This window comes from Sneathiella sp., from assembly GCF_002694385.1.
Taxonomy (GTDB): domain Bacteria; phylum Pseudomonadota; class Alphaproteobacteria; order Sneathiellales; family Sneathiellaceae; genus Sneathiella.
Window position 1 is genome coordinate 1 of sequence record NZ_NZMB01000008.1, and the last position, 18,221, is coordinate 18,221.

Here is an 18,221-nt window from a genome sequence, read left to right on the forward strand (position 1 = left end):
AGTACGTCCGTTTCCATCTTTACCGCTGGCCTTGTCGCACATGCAGCGAAGGTCAGCTTTCCGCCCAGAGCGACTAAGAAGCGTAGTCGTGCGAAAGTGTCAAAAGTCGGAATAGTGGAACATTGAGCCATTCAAGCAAATGTCCTCGTTGGGCCAAATACTGACTAAATTGAGAACTTCAATCACTAATCCGCTCTACTTCAAGCTATAGATTACATTACACAGAGTAGCCCAGCGGTAGCCCTGCACGCAAAAACGGCTCAGGTATTTCTACCTAAGCCGTTGTTATGATTGGTTGCGGGGGCAGGATTTGAACCTGCGACCTTCAGGTTATGAGACGGATGCGCTTGTCATAATATATTGATTTCACAGCGTGAAATCAGCCGTCTGAAATTTTGTGTGCAATTTTGTGTGAGTCTACGGAAAATCTCTTTCGATTTTCATAATCGGGGCGACCGACTGCATAACATATTGATTCTTATATATGTTTTTGACATCGCACACAAGGATTTACGTTTTCTGGGCGCGACAACCGATCTGAACCGCATATAGAGCCTCTGTTTCCCTCTTTTGGGCATTCAAAGCCGGCTGGCGCCAGCATGATGCGGCCCAATCAAGGCAAGCGGAGCTTGGCGTCCTCGCCTTCGGCGAACGCCCCCGTCTGCTCCAGCACGCGGCGCGCGCCGTCAAGATCGCGCCAGTCGATCGCATGGGTGTATTGCTGCGCATAGTCCAGCATCCGGATCAGCGGCGTGGTGTGGCTGTTATTGGATAGCGCCTTCAGCGCCCCGAGATAATCCGTTCGGTACGATGTCGGGATGATGATGCGCTCCTGCCCGCCTGCAACCAGCTCGGCGTTCATCATGATCCGCGCCGCGCGGCCATTCCCATCGGCAAAGGGGTGCACCTCGCTGACCAGCAGCATCATGAAGACGGCCCTCTGGAACGGCTCACCCAGCCCTTGCAGGAATGCAAAGCCCTTTTCCAGCGTACCGGTCACAAGATCGGGCGCGACGAAGACAGTGTTCCCGGCCCGGTTTGTCATGGTCTTGAACACGCCCGGATTCTTGTCCGGGCGTGCTTCCATGATCGCCGCATGGCGGCGGCGCAGCAGGGTCAGGAATTCATCGACATCCGAAGGCAGCTTACGCATCTCCGCCTGGTCGGAGACGATGCGGTAGGTACCCAGAACGTCGTGGGCGTCATCCGGGCGCTCCTGCGGGATTACGCCATTGAAGACGATATCCTCGGCTTCCTCGACGCTGAATTCCGTGCCTTCGATGAAGTTGGAGAAATAAGCCTCGAAGAAAGACAGATTGGCATTGGCCTCCCCTGTCCGCTTCGGGGCCGGTCGATCAGTGGGGATGGTTTCGCGCAGCGCCGCAAAGAGCGCTTCAAACAGTCGGATACGTTCGGGATCGAAGGGCTGCCCAGCGGCGCGCGCCTTGCCGACGGCACTTTTGACGTCGGTGTCGCGCGTTCCGAGCAAAGTGCCGATCAGCTCGTTGAACGCCTCGAACTCTTCCTCCAGCCCAAGCTGCGGCGCAATCTCGCGCGCCTCGTCGCGCAGACGGTTCAGGGCCGCTTCGCCTTGCCGACGCAACAGCGCATCAAGGCGGCCCTCGATTTCCTCGCGTGACAATGTCCGCGCCACGCGTTCACCGCGCGCGCGTGACGGGCGCATATTTTCGAGCCAGGCGCGCGCCGGTGACGCCAGACGCGCGCCGCCGATAAACGGCTTGTCGCTCTCAAGCGGTCCCGGCCCTTTTCGCGGGCGGAAGACGAGGCCCGGCAGGACAACATCGCGTTTCTTGTCCGATATCAGACAGACGGAACCATCCGGGGCCGGCTGGTTCTCAAGGGCCGTCCGGTCCGTGATCAGGGCGTCCGGATAATAGGATGTGATGAGGTAATACCAGTTACGCCGGACCAGCCGTTCCGGCTCTTCATCCAGGTTACGGGTGTAGAGCCGCGAGGCGAGCTTCCTGAGCTGCCCGCGCGCTACGGCGGCGGACACGGCCCTGGAAATCGCCGTCTCCGATACAAACACCTCGGGCATGGCATCGATGGAAAATTCGGGCATTAAGCGTACCTCCATCCAGCACAATATAGAATTTTCGGGGTTTAAGGAAGCCGCAAACGGAAAAAACGGGGTTTAAGAGGCGATCCGCCGGAATATCAGGGCGTTCCACCGCCCCGCTCCGGCGCTTGACGAATTTTCGGGGTATAAGAGGCCATTTCCGGGAATAAACGGGATTTAAGCCCGGACCATGCGCCCGTGCCACTGCTCAGGGCCTGGTTGCTGCATCTTCCGGCCGGTCACCGGCCTCCCTCTCCTGCTCTCAAGGCTCGCGTTCCGCGCGGGCCTTTTTCCTGCGTTCTGGCGCACCGCCCTGCGTGCGCCGCAACTGGCTGCCGCGTAAGCGGCTGAGACCAGTCCTTCTCTTTCGTTCCGGTCCTGACGGATGCGGCTCCGGGCGGAGCGCTTCTTCCGGGCGTCATCAAGGCCGCGACGGTCGCGGCCGGAGAGACGAGAAGGAGAAGACCAATGACCTACCGGATGAGCTGCGACCAACTCCACGGCCTGACGATCAGGGAACTCAGCGCAATGTTCAAACTGGCACGCAAGGCCGTGATCTCGACACGGCCCTGCACTCCCGAACACGCCGAAGCCGTCGCGGCATTGCGCCGGATCGCCAAGGTGATCGCATACAAGGATGCGCAGATGCGCGCCTTCATCCCGGCCCCGCGCCGGATCAGGGCGCCCCGGATCAGGCCGCCAAAACCGGGGCTGTAAGCCCCGGCCTTTGGCCTCACAGGGGGCCAAACAGGTTGCTAACGCGGTTACGAAGACGCGTACCGTCCGTTATGCTGGCGGAAAGCCTCGGATGAAGGGCACCTGAATCAGGACAAGACGGGTGACGGAAAACGCGGATCAGCTCGGGCCAAGACTGCGAAAGGCCGTAAAGGAAGGCGACCTGCAAAGGTGCCGTGCGCTCATCCTCGCCGGGGCCGATATGACCGCAACCGACGTGGCGGGCCGGACGCTGCTTCATGCGGCGGCCGACCTCACGGAGGATCGTCCGGAAATCGTGCGCCTGCTCATCGAAGCCGGAGCGCCGGTGAATACAGGCTACGGTGAAGGACAAACCACAGCGCTGCACCTGGCAGCCCATCACGGCCATGCAGGAACGGTCCGGGCGCTTCTGGAAGCCGGGGCGGATGTCAACGCACGGGCCGGCTACGGCAGAACACCATTACATATGGCGGCCCTGATGAACCGCCTGGGCCAGACGATCGCTGTCCTGATGACGCACGGGGCTGACGCGAAAGCGCGTGACGAGGATGACAGGACAGCGGCGGAGCTGGCGAACCACGAAGGCCATACCGGCGTCGAGGTTCAGATTATGGGGCTCGAAGCGGGCGTGCGCAGCGGCTGGATCAAGTCAGAAACGGGCAGCGCAAACGATGGGTAAAGAACGGGACAGGCTGATCCGCCGCTATGGCGGCGAACCAATCACTGAAGAACAGCCTTCGGATGCCGAGTTGATGCGCCGCTACATGGAAAGCTATGCGCGCGAAGGTCGCCTCCCGCCGGAGACTGAGACTATCCGTCGAAACAGGGATACGACGTGAGGATACCCGGAACACATGGTCAAACTCTCTTGCACATCGCGGCCCGGCGAAACCGCGCCGGAATATGTCGCTGGCTGTTGTGCCTCGGGGCGAATGTGAACCGGACAGATATCCTCGACAGAACGGCGCTTCACGATGCGGTCCGGCACAACGCAGCCGACGTTGCCCGGCTGCTGATCGCGCATGGCGCTGATCTCGATGCAAAGGATTGGCAGGGGCGCACGCCGCTCGACTTGGCCGACGCCGGTGACAGCGCGGCACTCGCGCAGGCGATCCGGGAGGAAATCAGCACGCGCCATGCGCGGAAGGTGAAAACGGTACACCTTACACAGGCCGGAACGACGACCGATGCCGGGTGACAAGGCAGGGCTGAATCACGGCCTGTTCGAGGCCGCCGGCGAAGGCGACGCCGAGACCGTCGGCAACCTGCTCGAACAAGGTGCCGAGGTCGATGCGCGGGATAGCGGCGGCTGGGCGGCGCTGCATTTTGCGGCCCAACACGACAACCCGGAAACGGCGTTCGTGCTGATCCGATACGGGGCAGCTATCGACATTCGGGAAGAAGGTGTGGGCGACACACCGCTGCACCACGCGGCCATGCGGGGAAAGCAGGCGGTCGCGCAGGCACTGATCGATCACGGCGCGGATGTGAACGCGGTCAACGGCTTCGACGCAACGCCGTTGCACGAAGCGGCGACCGGGGAACATGAAGAGCTTGTGACAATGCTGATCGCCCATGGCGCAGACATCGATGCCGGGGACTGGCATGGGCGCACGCCATTGAGCATTGCCGTCGAGAAAGGCAATACGAGTGTCGCGCAAGCGTTCCTGGAAAATGGCGCCGATGTGAACGCTCGGCTGAAAAGCGGAGCGACGCTTCTGCATACGGCGGTTTACGCCGGGCAGAAAAAGATGGTGCGGTTCCTGATCGAGGCCGGCGCGGAAATCGAGGCCGGCGACGCTGACGGGCAAACCCCGCTGGAAATGGCCCGGCTGATCGGGATGCCGGAGATGGCGGGCATTCTGGAAGAAGCCATCAGCCTCAGGCACAGCGACAAGACCAAGCGCCTGAAGGTTCTGCGGGACAGAAAGCGGAAGGGAGGATAGCGGACCGAGGCAAGGTGACCGGGGCTCTCGATTGACGCCAGCGATTGGCTTATTCCGCCATCAGGTTTCCGCTTGCCACAAGCGCGGCCTCGTCTGTGAGACTTAAATACCCTCAATCAAAGCAATCTAAGGACGCTCGAAAAATGTATAGTGTCCCGATTTTTCTGATCGCTTAAAAAGCCAAAAGACAATGATTACTAGATTGACAATGGGAATTATCGCAACGTATCCGAGCCACTTTTCGATGCCTGCGTCGCGGCAACGACGAACCAAAAGCCGGTATGGGAACAGCCAGAGGATAAGGTGTGCCAGAAGAAACGCGCGCGGCAACCAGTCTGGTGGATGAGGGTGAATGGGAAAAGCAACGTAGGGGATAACAGGTACCAACGCCAGCTCCAGAACGAACCAACCTGTAATCCAAAAACAGAATTTTCGACGACTCAGGACTTTGGACGAGTTCTCTGTTGCGACTAAAGCCGCAGACCCACCCAAAAACAGCAGTAGCAAGAGCAGCAACACAACCCAGTCAATGAGTATCAAACTATCCTCCATTCTATATCATTTGGCGCAGCATGAATTAGTCGTGGTCCAAATGGTTCGCAGCAATCACTACATTAAAAGAATAGAAACCAATCAAAAAAATAAAAGGAAACACCTACATTTGCAGCGTCAACGGTATTTCATATTAAAGTTTTCAGCTACATTCACCTATTGGGCGCATGCGGGATCTCCGTACGCGACCACCTCGATGGGCATCTTCCTCGGCACCGTCGCCCGCTCCATGCCACAGTTCGCCCTGCTGCTCATGCTGGTGCTGCTGCCCTTGCAGATGCTCTCCGGCGGCTCAACGCCGCGTGAGAGCATGCCGGAGGCCGTGCAGTACATCATGCTCGCCGCGCCCAACACACACTTCGTGATGCTGGCCCAGGCGATCCTCTATCGCGGCGCGGGCTTCGCGGCGGTCTGGCCGCAGTTTCTCGCCATCGCCGCGATCGGAGCCGCCCTGTTCAGCCTCGCCCTGATCCGCTTCCGGCGTACCATCAGCACCATGGCTTGAGCATGCAAATGAGACAGAGACAAAAGGTCAGGACACACTCGTCATTGAGAAGATGGTTGACCCCCTTGGTGGTGGCTGCCGCGGGTTCTGTAGGGTCTCTTCCGGCTGTTGCGGCCGACGAGACGGAACCCGGCACCCTGAGCCTGGTCTTCGAGAACGATCTCTTCTACGACACGGACCGCCAGCCCTGCACATCGGCCCCGAGCACGAGGATTACCGGCACCGGAAGGGGGTGCCGATGAGCCTTGAGCGGGATTTGTTGCGCGCGGCGAGGCAGGGAAAGACCGGGATGGTTATCACCCTGCTCCGGGAAGGCGCGGACATAAACGTGGCGACCGATGACGGCCGGACTCCGCTGCACCATGCCGCCGCCGGGGGACACACCGACACGGCGATTGCCCTCATAAAACGCGGCGCACGCCCGCACCCGCGCGATGAGGCGAACAGGACGCCGCTCAACACGGCGATGCGCAACGGCCACATAGAGACAGCCGATACGATCCGCGAGGAAATCACCCTCCAACAGGCGTTGCGGGCAGAGCTGCGAAGCATCATGAAGCGCCGTCAAACCTAGCCCCTCCCCCGATACTGACGACGCCATTTGCCAAGCGTCGATTTGCCAACGCCCAGATCCTCGGCAATATCCGCCATCGTCCGACCGCTTTCCTCCACAAGACGAACCGCCTCGCGCTTGAACTCTTCTGTAAATTGCTTCTGACGTGAACTCATTCCGCACCTTTCCTTGCTTGCTGCTTTTTAAACTACAGGTGCTCTCCACTTTTCCGAAGCAAGTCCAGGGTGCCGATTGACAGCCTTACCAATTCTCCGAGCCAGAGGACAGTCGCAGCCGAAACCACTATGGCTTGCCGCGCCGAAAGATGAGCATCGCTGTGGCGAAAAGAGGCGCGCCGATCACCAGGAGCGCGAGCGCCTGCGGCCAAAGCTCGGACAGGCCTATCCCTTTCAGGAATACGCCGAGGATCACGTCCATGTAATGGCGCAGCGGGCTCCCGAGAGAGAGAGTTTGCAATAACCCGGGCATGCTTTCAACGGGCGCAAGTGTCCCGGAGAGGAACATCAACGGGAACAAGCTGAAAAAGCTTAGCAAAAGGGCCTGCTGCAATGTTCGGCTCACGCTTGCAATCAGCACGCCCAGCGAAATCGCGCTCACAAGGAATACCGCAGTGAGCGCAAGGAAGAGAAGGAAGCTGCCCCGCATAGGCACGCCGAACCACCAGACGATCAAGAGGCTTGGGAATATCGAGAGGAGCCCGATAACGAGTGTCGGGAAGGTCTTGGCGACGAAGAGCTCCGCCGTGCCGATCGGCGTCACCTGGAGCTGCTCGATAGTGCCGGNTTCTTTNTCGCGGACGATGGAGGCCGCTGGATGGATCACCCCCACCATCATGGCGGCAAGCGCAATCATGGAAAGCACCACGAATGAGGTGTAGGTCTGGTCAGGGTTGTACCAGACCCGGACNACCGGCTGGACACCCCCTCCGGACNCCGCTGCGNTTGTCGNAGCCGCCNGGAAACGGTTGACGATCTCAAGCGCATAACCGCGGGCCTGTGCCGCCATGTTNGAATTGGTCCCGTCAAGGANTACCTGCANGGTAGGCGNGTCGCCCCNCGCCANATNATGCTGGAAGCGTTCCGGGATGACGAGCGCAACACGNGCCCGGCCCGTCTGAAGCCAATCTGTCGCCGCAGGCGCGCTNGCGGGATACCCGGCGGGCGCGAACGCGTCTGTTACCATAAAGCTTTCGACCAGGGCGCGACTAGCTGATGTCTGGTCGAGGTCGACGACGGCGAGCGGCATGTCATTGACTTCGAAGGACAGGGCGTAGGCGCAGATNACCACCTCGATCGTGTAAAGCCAGAGGATCAAGACCAGCATCACGCGGTCGCGCAGCAACTGAATCATCTCCTTTACAAGGAGGCCCGCAAGCCGCGTGCCCATCACNCCACCTTCTTNCGAAACCGCCACNCNGCGAGCGCGAAGATGATCGCCGTATAGGCGAAGAGAAGCAGGACNGAGGGCCAGAGTTCCGGCAANCCNGCGCCCTTGAGCACGACGCCCCGCGAGAAGTCCACGAAATATTGCACCGGGAACAGGCGCGTATAGAGCTGGAGGACATANGGCATNGTGAATATTGGGAACAGGAATCCCGAGAACAGAAACGANGGCATCAGCGTCACGATNAGCGCCAGTAACATGGCGACGAGTTGGCTNTTGGTGACNGTGGAAACCAGGAGCCCAATGCCGACGGTGCAAAANACATAGACGAGNCCCACCAGAAGNAGGAGGCCNATGCTGCCNCGCAGCGGAACATCGAACCACAGGAAGCCCACGGCGATAACCATGACGATNTGAACAAAGGCAATAAGGCCATANGGCACGAGCTTGCCGGTCAGANACTCNGCCGGCGTAAGTGGTGANGCGAAGATCTGNTGAATCGAACCNCTTTCCTTTTCACGGGTGATGGCAAGCGCCGTCAGAAGNGGNGGAAACGCCATCAAGATCACGCCGAACAAGCCTGNAATCACGAAAGTTACGCTGCGCAACGCCGGNTTATACCAGACGCGGGCNTCNACGNGGACGCTCGGGNACGCCTNACTANGAAAATCCGAGACGATGGCTGCTGCGTAGGCTGCGACGAGGTTNGCAGTGGCGGAATAAGTGCCGTCCACGAGCACCTGGACAGGTGCCGTNCCATCGCGNGCGAGGGTGTTCTGGAACTTCGGCGGGATAACGAGCGCGAGNTTNACNGTGCCACGCTGCAGCCCCTTCTCGACATCCCGATNATCNGTNAAATCCTGTGCNAGCTGGAAGTAGCCGCTCTGAATGAAACGATCGACNAGTGCCCGGCTGTCCGGGGACCGGTCCTGGTCGAAAACCCCNATGGGAACGTTGTCCACGTCGAGCGAGATCGCATAACCAAACAGNAANAGCATCAGTANCGGCATGAGAAGGGCGANCACGACCGTGATGGGATCGCGAACTATCTCGGTCGTTTCNTTTTCAACNATAGCGGCTATACGGNTGAATTTCATCCTGCTTCCNCGATTGGCCGAACTGCCTGCGTGCGCTCCCGCTCGATATAGGCAAGAAACACGTCCTCGATCGTTTCCAGACCATCTTGCGGCAGGCCGGCGCGCAAGGCCGCGAGGTCGCCCGCCGCGATCAGGCGGCCCTCGTACATGAGCCCGAGGCGGTGGCAGTAGGCGGCCTCCTCCAGATAATGCGTCGTAACGAGCACAGCTGTGCCGGCCGCAGCCAGCGTGTTGACGAGTCGCCAGAAGCGGGAACGCGCCTGGGGATCGACCCCGGAGGTCGGCTCGTCAAGGAACAGGACGGCCGGACGGTGCAGGATGCCGCAGGCGAGTGCAAGCCGCTGGCGCACGGNGCCGGAAAGGCCGGAGACACTTTCGTCCGCGAGGCCGTGGAGCCCGGTGACGGCGCTTGCCCAGGCGATGGCCTCTCGGGCCGGGCGGCGTTTTATCCCATAAGCGCTGGCGAAGAATGCCAGATTCTCATGCACAGTGAGATCGTGGTAAAGCGAGAAGCGCTGGGACATGTAGCCGATACGCTGGCGCAATCGGCGCGGCTGCGAAGCAATGTCGATACCCACGACACGCGCGGTCCCGTTCGAAGGCGGCAAAAGACCGCAGAGCATACGGATGAGTGTGGTCTTGCCGGCGCCGTTCGGGCCGAGCAAGCCGAAGATTTCCCCGGGGTTCACCTCGAAGGAGACATCGTCTACAGCGACAAAATCACCGAAGCGGCGGGTCAGTCGGCGCGTTTCCACACTCTCGGCCGGTTCGCGATGACCCTTCGAGGCGGCAAGCCGGGCGACTTCAGCAATGCCTGTCGGAACCTCGGTACGCTCGCCCTTGCGCAGGACAACGAAGACATCCTCCATCGAGGGCGTGGCCGGTTCGACCCGTCCGAGCTGTTCGAGCTGTTTGCGCAATTCATTCGAGAGACCCTTGGCCGGCTCCACGACAAAGCGGACNTCCGTCGGCCGCCACTGGCTTCCCAGCATCTCCGGAGCTTCACTCAAGACATTCTCGACCGCGACCGGATTGTCCGTTTCCACNTGGAAGACAGCTCCCTGCGCGCGAGCACGCAGCGCGTCGGGAGACCCTTGTGCGGTTATCGAACCGCGGTCGAGGAAAGCGACGCGATCGCACATTTCCGCCTCGTCCATGTAGGATGTTGCGAAGACAATCGTCGCACCCTCGCGCCGGAAGTCTTCCAGCATCCGCCAGAGTTCGCGGCGCGAGAGCGGGTCTACCCCAAGGCCGGGCTCGTCGAGGAGAAGCAGGGGCGGCTGATGAATCAGGTTGGTGCACAGGGCGAGCTTCTTGCGCATGCCGCCCGACAGTGTGCCCTCCCGGCGATGAAGAAAGGGGGTGAGCGCGGCCATCGCGAGGAGGCGCTCGCTCCTTGCGGCGTACACAGCCTGAGGCACGGCGCGCACCTTGCCGGCGAAGGCCAGGTTCTCCGCGACAGTAAGGTGATCATAGAGCGTAAAGCCTTGCGCCATGTAGCCAATCCGGGACGTGATTTCGGAGGCTTGCCGTACCGTATCGAAGCCGAGCACCCGGCAGTTTCCCTCACTCGGATCGAGAATGGCGGCCAGGAGTTGAAGGAGTGTCGTCTTGCCCGCCCCATCAGGCCCGACGAGACCAAAGATCTCGCCCCGCGCAATTCGCAGATCGATTGCACTGATGGCCCGAGCGTGGCCGAACCGTCGGCCCAGTCCCTCGGTTTCAATCATGTTGTCGTCCGCGTCGCTCATCGCCCCCGCCTCACTGCGGAACGAAGAGTTGCGGTGGCCATCGCGTGCCGGAACCCCAAAGTATCCAGGCATCAGCAGGCATGCCGGGCTTGAGCACACCATCAGGATTGTCAAGAACAAGCGTCACGCCGAAAACCATGCGCGTCCGCTCCTCCGGCATGTGGATATCGCGGGGCGTGAACTGCGCCTGCTGATCGACCCGCGCGACCCGCCCTTCGAACAGACGGTCGGGAAAGGCGTCCACCCGGACGCGCGTGGAGGCGTCGAGCTTGACCTTGCCGATGTCCTTCTCGGGAATGAAAACCTTGAGTTCGATGCGAGAAAGGTCGGCCAGGATAGCCACCGTTCGACCCGGCTGGGCGAACTCGCCCACCTCTATCGTCTTTGCCAAAACGGTCCCGGAGACCGGTGTAAAAACACGCGTCTTTTTGACTTGGCTCGCCATAAGGGCAAGCTCCTTGCGCACGGCTTCGATCCGGCCTTCGATCGCGCCGATCTGCGCTTCCAAAGCGCCAACCCGGCCCTGGGCGTTCCGGAACGCGTTTTCCGCCTGCTCGACCCGCTGTGGCGTCACGGTACCCCGCCTGCCAAGTTCCCGGTAGCGGGAGAGCTCACGCTCGGCAGTCTCATAGTGATGGCGCCAGACCTGCAGCTCGCGCTCCGCCTGTTCGCGTTCCCGCCGTCGCGCCTCGACCTCGGCCTCGGCTTGCTCTTTCCGCAGGATGAAATCAGCATCATCGAGTCGAAGCAGGAGGTCGCCTTTGGTGACGGTTACACCTTCGGCAATCCGACTCTCGACGACCCGGCCCGCCACCTCGACGGCCACCCGCACTTCCGTACCTTCGATGTGGCCGTTGCCGTAAAGCAACTGTTCAGGAAGAGGCGCTGGCCGCAAATAGAGGAACAAACCATAAGAGCCGCCAGCAATGATAGCCAGCAACAGCGCGCTCAAGAGCCATGTTTTTCTCACGCTGGCGTCCTCCTTCATTCTCTTTGTTTATACCAGTGCTATACTGATGCCAACCCAAAACCCGAAATTTCTTATGAGTTGTGACGCGAAAATTGTCTGACGCCTGGCTTCGAAAGGTTTCTCACTCTTTTGGGATGGTTTCCCGAAAGAACCTGAGCATCTGGTCGCGAACTGTTTCCGGGTGGCCGCATCTTCGGAACACCGGCTGTCGCCGCCGCGCCGCCGCGCCGCCGGCGTCGTCGTTAAAACGCTTCCATGATCGCGCTCAATACCCGGCTTCTTTCTGGTGCCGGAAGGCCAGTATGTAAACGGCACCCTCATCCGGCTCGTAGCGGTACAGCGCCACATAGCCGGAATCCCCAAAGCCGATGACCAGCTCCCGCAACTCTGGTTCCTCCGGCAACGGGCGGCCAATCGCTGGGGCGTCTTGCAGCAACCGGAATTGGCGCGAGATCGCCTGCCCAGCCCGCCGGGCTGCTTCGGGACTCTTTTCTGCAAGGAAGCGGCGGCAGCTTTCCAACCCACGCGCTGCACCCGCCGTGATGATTACTTGCGGCACCCAGGCACCTCTGTCTCATCTTCGGTGCCCCAGGTGTTCAGCCACGCATCGGTTTCCTCCAGCGTCAGGTGCTGGCCGGTTTCCCGGTACTCCTGCCACGACTGGAGGGCTTCCTGTTTGAAGCTCTCGCGGGCTTCCTCGCGTTCGACATATTGCCGGATCGCTTCCCGCATCATCCAGTGTGCCGACCGCCGCCGCGTTCCCGCCAGCCGGTCAAGGCGGCTTTTCAGCTCGGAATCAAGTTTGACCGATGTTGCCATGTCGCAACCCCATAGTATTGAAAGGTAATACCTCTTAATACTATAGCGCTTTCCGCTCGCTGCGTCCAGCCCGCCGGGCCACCCTACCGGAGCCCCTGCCCTGCCTGAAACACTATTGATAATAGTGTTTTTTAATGGATGGTGCGGGAATGCAGATTGGTGATGCTCAGGATTTGTTTTATGTTTCTTTTATCGCCGGATTCGCATTCGGTTTTGGTATTTTTTACTTACTGAATGCGCTGAGCCTTAATATCGACAGGGGAGCGGTGTGGGGTTTCTTGGCGCGTCTCTGGCCTGGCCGATCCGGTTCAGGCCGGGGGCGCAGCCCCGGTGACGGCACACGCGGCTTCACGCTCATCGAAATGGCCATGGTGATCCTGATCGCGGGTCTGCTGATCGCCGGCGTGGCGCGGGCCATGACGATCTGGCTTCAATGGCACGCCAAGACGGTGACGGACGAAGCCCAAGCGGAGATTACCGAAGCCCTCAAGACATTTGTCGCCGAGAATAACCGCCTGCCCTGCGCGGCCCCTATAGATGCCCCGCCGAATTCGGCCGAATTCGGACGTGAATCAATAGAAGCATGCAAGGATTATGATCCTGTCCCGGGCATCTGGATGGCGCCAGTGCGGGGTCGATCCACTCCCAGACCGTTGCCAGTGCCACGATCAAAGTGGAAATGACAAGCAAGGCAAGGCCGCGCCAGCGCGTGGCCGTTGTCTCACAGCTTCCGCCGGGAGCACATGCGACCCGCCTGCGACGGATGGCGACGCCCCACGCGAGCACGACCGACAGCCATGCCACGCCAAGAAAATAGGGCTGATAGGCGATAAGCTCCTGGCTGAGCCACGCACCGCCAAGGCCGGTGGAGGTAAGAACCAGAGGCAAAAAGCAACACGACTTGGCAGCAACAGCTCCGAGCCCCGAAAACAGGCCCAGCCCGGCAAACGCTCCGCTTCCCTCGGAGGACGGCTGCCCGTCAACCGGCGCGCGGTCGGGCATTTCTGTATGTTGGACAGTTTCCGGCATGACGGGTCTACTCAATCGGTTGGTCGAGCCCTGCCGCCCGCAGCGTTGCCTCGTCGGGACCACGCCCGGCACAGCAATCGGCGAGCTTGCCGTCTATGGCGACGGCGGGAACAGATTTAACACCAAGGTCCTTGGCGCGCTGCGCCACGCTCGCATCATGCATGTCGAGCGTCACGACCTCGCAGGATGGGCACGCGATCGCCTTAACCCAGGAGACGGTTTCGTCACAGGTCGGGCATCCGGCGGTGAAGATTTCGATCTTTCGTGTGGTCATGTCATGGACTCCTTATCGTCAGTGTCGAGGGCATCGAGGATCGGGCAACAGCTTGAAGCCGGGCCGTCTCCACGACATTCCTGGATCAGGTTTTCGAGTGCAGACTGAATCCCGGCAAGGCGCGCAATCTTGTCTTTCACCTCGTCGAGCTTCGCCTGTGCCCGCTCGCGGACATCGGCGCAATCCGTCTCGGGATCGGCGCGGAGCGTCAACAGCTCTTCGATCTCGTTGAGCGAAAATCCAAGGCATTGCGCTTCACGGACGAAACGAACGCGGTTCACCGTTTCGGAGGAGTAGCTCCGGTAACCACCATCGGCAGGCTTGCGGGGCTGCTCGATGAGCCCTTTGCGCTCATAGAAGCGAATGGTCTCAACGCCAACTCCGGCTTTTTCTGCAACTTCGCCGATCCGCATCGCGCTCCTGATCCTTTCTGATATTCAGTCTAGTGTCCGTAGCTAGGTACGGAGTCAAGGATAACACGAAACACCACGACGGCCTGCGGCAAGTCATCAATTTCCCAAAAACGAATCACCTCCTTGCTGAACCCAACGTGTGGTCGCCGGTCACCCGAACACCGACGGCCTTGCTGTCGGTGGCAACGACGACGACAATTACAACACGCGAAGCAAGGCTGCACGCCACTCTGGCACCCGCACATGACGATCTCACATGCTCGCGCCCACTGAACTTCACAATCCTGCCTTGACACTCGGGTTGACCGATTGAGAGGATGACCCTGTGGTCATTGTTGCCGCCTATGCTGGCTCGGGCGATCTATTGACTGAGGCTGAGCGATAATTTGTTCGTAAGCCTCCCCCCCTTTGACCGACCTTATCGAGTTGTCAAAGAGTTAGAAAACGATGCCTTGGTAACGGCTTGGGCTCGTACCAACCGAGGAGCGCCGGAGGTTACCGCGTAATGACCAGGCCCATGTAACGAAAGGACAAGACTGTGAATCAAGCACATGGCGGCCACGCGGGACACATGCCTTCCAGCGGGCGCGGAATGGCGATCTCGGCCTGGCTCACCGGCATCTATTTCGTCATCGAAATGGGCATCGGATTATGGACGGGCTCCATCGCCGTCATTTCCGACGCCTTCCACACCTTTTCAGCCGTCGGAGGCGTGCTGGTCGCCATCATTGCCGCCAAGCTCGCACACCGACCGGCCGATGAGGACCGCAGTTTTGGTTGGTACCGCGCCGAGATTATCGGCGGGTGCTGTCAGACGAATGCGACACTGTCTCTGCGAAACGCAGTAAGGCATAAAAATCTCTCCGTTATGCCGCAGAAAGCTGCTGCCACTCGGCCAGGGAGGCATTTCGTCGAAGCTTGAATGTTTCTCGGCTTGTTAAGTGACGCTGATGGTTGAAGTGATTATAGACCGATGAGTGGATTGAGGCGAATTTCTGTAAGCTTCCCATGCGTCTGAATTTCAGCATCGCCTGCTCTCTTCGTCGGAATGGGAGATGGGAGCTTTCACAGCGATTATTCATCCAGCGGCCCGTTTGGTGTGATACACTGTTTCCCATCACCTTCATTGCAGCGCCGTATGAGCGCAGTCTGTCTGTCACGATCGCATGTGGATTCCCAAACCGTTTCATAAGTTTCTTCAGGAAAATCAGCGCAGCCTTACGATCGCGGCGCTTGGAAACAAAGGCTTCCAGCACTTCTCCTTCATGGTCAACGGCACGCCACAGATAATGCGTTTCACCGTTAACCCTTACGAAGACCTCATCGAGATGCCATTTCCAGTTCGAATAATTGTGAGGCGGAGAGATCCGTTTCTTTCGAATTTCGCGCGCAAACAATGGGCCAAATCTGTTCCACCAATAGCGAACCGTTTCATGACAGATGTCGATACCCCGTTCATGAAGAAGGTCTTCGACGTTGCGAAGCGAAAGGGGAAATCGGACATACATCATCACGGCTAGGCGGATGATCTCAGGTGACGTCTTGAAATAGCGAAACGGGTTCTGATTGGTCATGCACAAAGGCTAGTCGACATACAAATGCCCATCAAGAAACTTTCTTCTGACAATGCCCGGCATTTCGTTGAAGCTTGAATGTTTCTCTGTTGTTTAGGTGGCGTTCTAAATTGAAGTGATTGTGGACTGATGCGTGGATTGAGACGAATTTTTGCAAACTTCGCAAGCGCCTGAATTTCAGCATCGCCTGCTCTCTTCGCCGGAACGGGAGGTGAGAATTTTCGCAACGATTGTTCAACCAGCGGCCTGTTTCCTGGATCTTTTCGTTCCCAATCAGGTTCATCGCGGCACGATACGAACGTAATCTATCTGTGACAATGACACGAGGTTTCCCATACCGTTTCATGATTTTCTTGAGGAAAACCATTGCTGCTTTGCGGTCGCGGCGCTTGGAAACAAAGGCTTCCAGAACTTCGCCCTCGTGATCAACTGCCCGCCAAAGGTAATATGTATCGCCATTGATCTTTACGAAGACCTCATCAAGATGCCATTTCCAGTTTGAATAATTGTGATACGGATGGATCCGTTTCTTACGGATTTCACTCGCAAACATTGGGCCAAATTTATTCCACCAATAACGGACTGTTTCATGACAGATGTCGATGCCCCGTTCATGAAGAAGGTCTTCGACATTTCGTAAAGAAAGCGGAAATCGAATATACATCATCACCGCAAGGCGAATGATCTCAGGTGAGGTCTTGAAATACCGGAAGGGGTTCTGTTTTGTCATGCTCGGAGGCTAGTTAACGAGCAAATGGCCATCAAGCAGTTTTCTTCTGACAGCGCCAGCTTTCGGCTTACGCTCCATTAGTTTCGTCGGTGAGATTGTTTTCCACACCTATTATTAGCGGTTGACCTGTTATCTGCCGACACCTCAAATCAGACGCGTATAAATCCTCCAAAAAGGTCATTGGTGCGTCGCGTATTGATCCTTTAAGCATTTTACGAATTCCGTTGGCCAATTTTTCCGTAATCTTTTGATCATCATCCGAGCTCGCCAAAAAAGACATGCCGGGCGTATCCTCGCTACTCCGTTTCTTGGTGTAACCGAACATATTGACTAGTTCCTGATCCTCCAGCCTTTCCGGGCGTGGCGGCAGACCAATGTCCTTTGCCACTTCATCCAGCTGAATGCGGAGTTTTTTGATCATATAAGCTAGCTTTAAGGCCTCTAATGCTGTTTGCTCTATTTCTGAAACAAGAGGTTTTACTCTCTCAACCTGTTCTGGATCATCTGAAAAACGCCATGCAGCGCCAAAAGCATCATAACTAATATGATGGCTTCCCGGTTCCGGCAGCGTAAAGTCACTTGCTTTGAAACACATGATTGCGGAACGCTTCTCTAAAAGAGTATCAATTCCCTTTTGATGGACTTGGTTTAATTCTGATAAAGTATGAAAGGCCGGAACAACATAGCGAACCAGTGCTGAAGGGATTAAATCTAGTGAGTTTTCCAACTTTTCCAGATTCTCCCGTTGTCGCCGATCACCTTCACCTTTCGATCCGCTAAATCCAACTCGATAAAATGGTAGTGTAAAATCTTCAAATACGCCTTCTACAACTTCTTTCAGTCTCGCATCCTCCTCCAAAACGCATTTACTTCTTTTGAATTGAAGGAAGTAGAATATCCCGTTTGAATTCATGGCAAGATCAACTGGAAACCTTGCTTCCAAACGCTGCGTTGGAATAAACGGGGCGCCAAAAGCATCCATTATGGCGCTTGCCTCATTTTCGGTTAAGTGAAATTTTTTCGTTAGTACGAAATGAACACAATGCTCGTCAACGAAAGGTAGGGGAAAATATTGTCTCCAAAACGAGCGCAAAACAGGCCAAGGGCTTAGCTTTCCGGATCGGAGGTGCGTCAATCCATTTGTCACGGCATACCCAAATGCAAACTCAGAAAATTCCGAATCATGAACTGCTTTTGCCATCTAGGATGCTTCTCCTTTATGAAAAGCTGAACTTAACGTATGTAAACCTGTGAGTTCAGCTTACCTCCGGTTGAAAGTGAGGTGGCATATTGTTATGCCTGATCACGGTACAGGCATTGTTATTAAATTTTATTATTTTTTCAATTTTAATAGCAAATTCTTGGAATAGAGAGTAGCCCGAAGGTAGCCCTGCACGCAAAAACGGCTTAAGCGTTTCCACTTAAGCCGTTGTTGTTGTTGGTTGCGGGGAGAGGATTTGAACCTCTGACCTTCAGGTTATGAGCCTGAATTCCCTACGGCAACACCTCCCACCAGTCCGGCCAGTTGACCTTCCAGGGGGTACGGGTTGCCTTTACGACGGTGCGCTGCTCCTCAGGTGTTAGATGATCGCCTCCGAGGCGTTCAAGAGCAGCCTCAACAAGCCAGGGCTCCAGTGCCATACGGGCCGTCTCCCGATATTGGTCGAGCTTTTTCGCCATACGCAACGGTTCGAGAGCCGTATTGACACTCCCGGGAGAGACAAAGCCTATGACAATCTTGGAGAACCCCGGATTGCTGGCGGCCTGTGTGCTTTTCCCCGCAGTGATCGCTGTCAGGGTGTGACGC

Annotated in this window: 20 protein-coding genes, 1 tRNA gene and 5 pseudogenes; 9 read left to right on the plus strand and 17 right to left on the minus strand. The window is 57.9% G+C overall.

All coding sequences use genetic code 11. The features are described 5' to 3' along the window. Positions 1-613: 613 nt before the first annotated feature. A complete protein-coding gene (locus CMN55_RS03680; RefSeq protein WP_293948185.1) occupies positions 614-2,083 on the minus strand; it encodes a Fic family protein in 1,470 nt (489 codons plus the stop codon). A 465-nt stretch (positions 2,084-2,548) separates the two neighbouring features. On the opposite strand from CMN55_RS03680, the gene CMN55_RS03685 reads away from it, so the two are divergent. From CMN55_RS03685 to CMN55_RS03705, 5 genes are all read left to right on the plus strand, one after another. Then, positions 2,549-2,797 (plus strand): hypothetical protein, encoded by a 249-nt coding sequence (locus CMN55_RS03685; RefSeq protein ID WP_293948186.1) that lies wholly within the window; start codon positions 2,549-2,551, stop codon positions 2,795-2,797. 121 nt (positions 2,798-2,918) lie between these two features. Further along, entirely contained in the window at positions 2,919-3,476 is a 558-nt protein-coding gene (locus CMN55_RS03690) for an ankyrin repeat domain-containing protein (protein WP_293948187.1), read from the plus strand. Further along, the gene (locus CMN55_RS03695) at positions 3,469-3,636 is read left to right on the plus strand and encodes a hypothetical protein (protein ID WP_293948188.1); all 168 of its coding nucleotides are present in this window, start codon (positions 3,469-3,471) and stop codon (positions 3,634-3,636) included. The genes CMN55_RS03690 and CMN55_RS03695 overlap by 8 nt, the downstream gene beginning before the upstream one ends. Further along, positions 3,633-3,995: an ankyrin repeat domain-containing protein gene (locus CMN55_RS03700; RefSeq protein ID WP_293948189.1), complete on the plus strand. Its 363-nt coding sequence runs from the start codon at positions 3,633-3,635 to the stop codon at positions 3,993-3,995. The genes CMN55_RS03695 and CMN55_RS03700 overlap by 4 nt, the downstream gene beginning before the upstream one ends. Beyond that, positions 3,985-4,743 (plus strand): ankyrin repeat domain-containing protein, encoded by a 759-nt coding sequence (locus CMN55_RS03705; RefSeq protein WP_293948190.1) that lies wholly within the window; start codon positions 3,985-3,987, stop codon positions 4,741-4,743. The genes CMN55_RS03700 and CMN55_RS03705 overlap by 11 nt, the downstream gene beginning before the upstream one ends. Before the next feature lie 126 nt (positions 4,744-4,869). Here CMN55_RS03705 and CMN55_RS03710 read toward each other — a convergent pair whose 3' ends face one another. Then, entirely contained in the window at positions 4,870-5,295 is a 426-nt protein-coding gene (locus CMN55_RS03710) for a DUF805 domain-containing protein (RefSeq protein ID WP_293948191.1), read from the minus strand. A 181-nt stretch (positions 5,296-5,476) separates the two neighbouring features. Here CMN55_RS03710 and CMN55_RS03715 point away from each other — a divergent pair. Then, positions 5,477-5,800, plus strand: a pseudogene (locus CMN55_RS03715) (ABC transporter permease); the annotation flags it as partial. Between the two features lie 289 nt (positions 5,801-6,089). Next, on the plus strand, positions 6,090-6,374 hold the full coding sequence (locus CMN55_RS17040; RefSeq protein ID WP_366931965.1) for an ankyrin repeat domain-containing protein: 285 nt from the start codon (positions 6,090-6,092) through the stop codon (positions 6,372-6,374). Between the two features lie 11 nt (positions 6,375-6,385). Here the strand turns inward: CMN55_RS17040 and CMN55_RS03725 are convergent. From CMN55_RS03725 to CMN55_RS03750, 7 genes and pseudogenes are all read right to left on the minus strand, one after another. After that, positions 6,386-6,529, minus strand: a pseudogene (locus CMN55_RS03725) (transposase); the annotation flags it as partial. Between the two features lie 127 nt (positions 6,530-6,656). Continuing rightward, positions 6,657-7,760 carry an ABC transporter permease gene (locus CMN55_RS03730; protein ID WP_293948194.1) on the minus strand — a complete coding sequence of 368 codons (1,104 nt, stop codon included), beginning with the start codon at positions 7,758-7,760 and terminating at the stop codon, positions 6,657-6,659. Further along, complete coding sequence (locus CMN55_RS17045) at positions 7,760-8,854, minus strand: ABC transporter permease (protein WP_366931964.1); 1,095 nt, start codon at positions 8,852-8,854, stop codon at positions 7,760-7,762. The genes CMN55_RS03730 and CMN55_RS17045 overlap by 1 nt, the downstream gene beginning before the upstream one ends. Then, on the minus strand, positions 8,851-10,707 hold the full coding sequence (locus CMN55_RS03735; protein ID WP_459253639.1) for an ATP-binding cassette domain-containing protein: 1,857 nt from the start codon (positions 10,705-10,707) through the stop codon (positions 8,851-8,853). The genes CMN55_RS17045 and CMN55_RS03735 overlap by 4 nt, the downstream gene beginning before the upstream one ends. Further along, complete coding sequence (locus CMN55_RS03740) at positions 10,616-11,593, minus strand: HlyD family secretion protein (protein WP_293948196.1); 978 nt, start codon at positions 11,591-11,593, stop codon at positions 10,616-10,618. Before CMN55_RS03740 ends, CMN55_RS03735 begins: the two co-directional genes overlap by 92 nt. Positions 11,594-11,840: 247 nt before the next feature. Then, positions 11,841-12,134: a type II toxin-antitoxin system RelE/ParE family toxin gene (locus CMN55_RS03745; RefSeq protein ID WP_293948197.1), complete on the minus strand. Its 294-nt coding sequence runs from the start codon at positions 12,132-12,134 to the stop codon at positions 11,841-11,843. Then, positions 12,122-12,394, minus strand: a complete 273-nt coding sequence (locus tag CMN55_RS03750; RefSeq protein ID WP_293948198.1) for a CopG family ribbon-helix-helix protein — start codon at positions 12,392-12,394, stop codon at positions 12,122-12,124. Before CMN55_RS03750 ends, CMN55_RS03745 begins: the two co-directional genes overlap by 13 nt. Before the next feature lie 149 nt (positions 12,395-12,543). Between CMN55_RS03750 and CMN55_RS03755 the strand changes: the two genes are divergently transcribed. After that, positions 12,544-13,077 carry a type II secretion system protein gene (locus CMN55_RS03755; RefSeq protein WP_293948199.1) on the plus strand — a complete coding sequence of 178 codons (534 nt, stop codon included), beginning with the start codon at positions 12,544-12,546 and terminating at the stop codon, positions 13,075-13,077. Between the two features lie 31 nt (positions 13,078-13,108). On the opposite strand, the pseudogene CMN55_RS17050 reads toward CMN55_RS03755, so the two are convergent. From CMN55_RS17050 to CMN55_RS03765, 3 genes and pseudogenes are all read right to left on the minus strand, one after another. Then, positions 13,109-13,423: pseudogene (locus CMN55_RS17050) on the minus strand (mercuric transporter MerT family protein); the annotation flags it as partial. Between the two features lie 7 nt (positions 13,424-13,430). Then, complete coding sequence (locus tag CMN55_RS03760) at positions 13,431-13,697, minus strand: thioredoxin family protein (protein WP_293330497.1); 267 nt, start codon at positions 13,695-13,697, stop codon at positions 13,431-13,433. Then, positions 13,694-14,110, minus strand: a complete 417-nt coding sequence (locus CMN55_RS03765) for a MerR family transcriptional regulator (protein ID WP_293948200.1) — start codon at positions 14,108-14,110, stop codon at positions 13,694-13,696. Before CMN55_RS03765 ends, CMN55_RS03760 begins: the two co-directional genes overlap by 4 nt. Before the next feature lie 592 nt (positions 14,111-14,702). Here CMN55_RS03765 and CMN55_RS17055 point away from each other — a divergent pair. Next, positions 14,703-14,912, plus strand: a pseudogene (locus tag CMN55_RS17055) (cation transporter); the annotation flags it as partial. A 64-nt stretch (positions 14,913-14,976) separates the two neighbouring features. Here the strand turns inward: CMN55_RS17055 and CMN55_RS03775 are convergent. From CMN55_RS03775 to CMN55_RS03795, 5 genes and pseudogenes are all read right to left on the minus strand, one after another. Then, the gene (locus CMN55_RS03775; protein WP_293948202.1) at positions 14,977-15,684 is read right to left on the minus strand and encodes an IS6 family transposase; all 708 of its coding nucleotides are present in this window, start codon (positions 15,682-15,684) and stop codon (positions 14,977-14,979) included. 31 nt (positions 15,685-15,715) lie between these two features. Beyond that, positions 15,716-16,414: an IS6 family transposase gene (locus tag CMN55_RS03780; protein WP_293948203.1), complete on the minus strand. Its 699-nt coding sequence runs from the start codon at positions 16,412-16,414 to the stop codon at positions 15,716-15,718. Between the two features lie 67 nt (positions 16,415-16,481). After that, positions 16,482-17,615 carry a hypothetical protein gene (locus CMN55_RS03785; protein WP_293948204.1) on the minus strand — a complete coding sequence of 378 codons (1,134 nt, stop codon included), beginning with the start codon at positions 17,613-17,615 and terminating at the stop codon, positions 16,482-16,484. Between the two features lie 238 nt (positions 17,616-17,853). After that, a tRNA-Leu gene (locus CMN55_RS03790) sits at positions 17,854-17,926 on the minus strand. Beyond that, a pseudogene (locus tag CMN55_RS03795) lies at positions 17,909-18,221 on the minus strand (DUF5681 domain-containing protein); the annotation flags it as partial. The pseudogene CMN55_RS03795 and the gene CMN55_RS03790, both read right to left, overlap by 18 nt.

Excerpts from the sequence above, each read along its gene's own strand:
- CMN55_RS03680 (WP_293948185.1), bottom strand. The coding sequence starts at position 2,083 with ATGCCCGAATTTTCCATCGATGCCATGCCCGAGGTGTTTGTATCGGAG.
- CMN55_RS03685 (WP_293948186.1), top strand. The coding sequence starts at position 2,549 with ATGACCTACCGGATGAGCTGCGACCAACTCCACGGCCTGACGATCAGG.
- CMN55_RS03695 (WP_293948188.1), top strand. The coding sequence starts at position 3,469 with ATGGGTAAAGAACGGGACAGGCTGATCCGCCGCTATGGCGGCGAACCA.
- CMN55_RS03705 (WP_293948190.1), top strand. The coding sequence starts at position 3,985 with ATGCCGGGTGACAAGGCAGGGCTGAATCACGGCCTGTTCGAGGCCGCC.
- CMN55_RS03710 (WP_293948191.1), bottom strand. The coding sequence starts at position 5,295 with ATGGAGGATAGTTTGATACTCATTGACTGGGTTGTGTTGCTGCTCTTG.
- CMN55_RS17040 (WP_366931965.1), top strand. The coding sequence starts at position 6,090 with ATGGTTATCACCCTGCTCCGGGAAGGCGCGGACATAAACGTGGCGACC.
- CMN55_RS03740 (WP_293948196.1), bottom strand. The coding sequence starts at position 11,593 with ATGAAGGAGGACGCCAGCGTGAGAAAAACATGGCTCTTGAGCGCGCTG.
- CMN55_RS03750 (WP_293948198.1), bottom strand. The coding sequence starts at position 12,394 with ATGGCAACATCGGTCAAACTTGATTCCGAGCTGAAAAGCCGCCTTGAC.
- CMN55_RS03755 (WP_293948199.1), top strand. The coding sequence starts at position 12,544 with ATGCAGATTGGTGATGCTCAGGATTTGTTTTATGTTTCTTTTATCGCC.
- CMN55_RS03760 (WP_293330497.1), bottom strand. The coding sequence starts at position 13,697 with ATGACCACACGAAAGATCGAAATCTTCACCGCCGGATGCCCGACCTGT.
- CMN55_RS03765 (WP_293948200.1), bottom strand. The coding sequence starts at position 14,110 with ATGCGGATCGGCGAAGTTGCAGAAAAAGCCGGAGTTGGCGTTGAGACC.
- CMN55_RS03775 (WP_293948202.1), bottom strand. The coding sequence starts at position 15,684 with ATGACCAATCAGAACCCGTTTCGCTATTTCAAGACGTCACCTGAGATC.
- CMN55_RS03780 (WP_293948203.1), bottom strand. The coding sequence starts at position 16,414 with ATGACAAAACAGAACCCCTTCCGGTATTTCAAGACCTCACCTGAGATC.
- CMN55_RS03785 (WP_293948204.1), bottom strand. The coding sequence starts at position 17,615 with ATGGCAAAAGCAGTTCATGATTCGGAATTTTCTGAGTTTGCATTTGGG.